The organism is Pseudoalteromonas sp. Isolate3 (assembly GCF_022398505.1).
In the GTDB taxonomy this organism is placed as follows: domain Bacteria; phylum Pseudomonadota; class Gammaproteobacteria; order Enterobacterales; family Alteromonadaceae; genus Pseudoalteromonas; species Pseudoalteromonas apostichopi.
Genome location: NZ_JAKEVN010000260.1, coordinates 1 through 1,145 on the forward strand (window position 1 = coordinate 1; position 1,145 = coordinate 1,145).

Here is a 1,145-nt window from a genome sequence, read left to right on the forward strand (position 1 = left end):
ATACAGAAATAATCATTAAACATAAAGTGCTTATAAACCTCATACGTTTTTGATTGATTTCTTGCAGGAGTATCTCGGTTTTTATAGAAACAGCCAGAGTCAATGGCTGCATGTGAATGTCATTTTCAAACTCAATAGTTTTCTGAACATATAATTTTTCAGGAAGATTCATTACATCAAAAAAATCATTGGCATTCATTTGTTGATCGATACTAAATTCTTCAGACCAATAATGAGGGTCGTCCAACTCAAAACTAAAGCGGTACGACTCCTTTGGGTGATAAATAAATTGCTGCTGAGCATTTAAAAGATACACAGATAGCTTTTTAGCAGTATTACTTGTTAACTTATTGATAAGGTCTTCGGCATTATAGTTTAGGATCAAAACAGCAAACGGCTTACCTTCAGTGTCTTTTACAAGTTTAGCAATCCTATATGTGCTAACGTAAGGCTGTTGTAATCGTCCATTTTCACGGTTGTAGTTAATTGGTGATATATAAACTTGACCATCTTCTAGCTCTGCAGCAACTCGCATATAATTACGATGGCCTTTATGCTGTAAGTTCTCTTCACTAATTCTGATAACCTGATCGTTGACATTATCAACACGAACAACTTCTTTGCCATTGTCTGCAATATAAATATATCGCGCCTGCGCTAATTCTTTATCTGTAGTCATAAAACCACTAAAGATTTTTGCGAGGCGGTATTTCCAAGCAGAAATAGGCGTGCCTAAAACCGGATCTACCTGTTTATCATTAGTGGAACGCATTATAGCGAGTACTGGTGGGGTGGAATCTAAGAAATTAAGGGCTGAAACATTCTCTCTTAGACTTGTTTTAAACACACTTTGTTTTCTATCTAGTTCTCGCTGCATCTGTTCAAGTGCGCGGCTAAATACCTCTTCTCGAAGATCATATTCATATTTTACTGTAACAATACTGCCCAATATCAAGAGTATACAAATTGCTAGTATTGGTAGTTTATTACGTTGGAAGAAATGCGCTGAATGTCCAGAATCCATTGAATCGAAAGCCTTCATTGCTACTCTGCTTTAGAGTATAGGAGAGAATGATAACTAAAGTGGAGTATACAGAAAAAAATTTAGTTAATAAGGATTAGTAAGGAGTTAGCCTGTTCTATAT

1 pseudogene is annotated in these 1,145 nt (G+C 35.6%); it reads right to left on the reverse strand.

Going from position 1 to position 1,145, the window contains the following annotated elements:
* Nucleotides 1-1,042: pseudogene (locus L1D46_RS20715) on the reverse strand (hybrid sensor histidine kinase/response regulator); the annotation flags it as partial.
* Nucleotides 1,043-1,145: the final 103 nt, after the last annotated feature.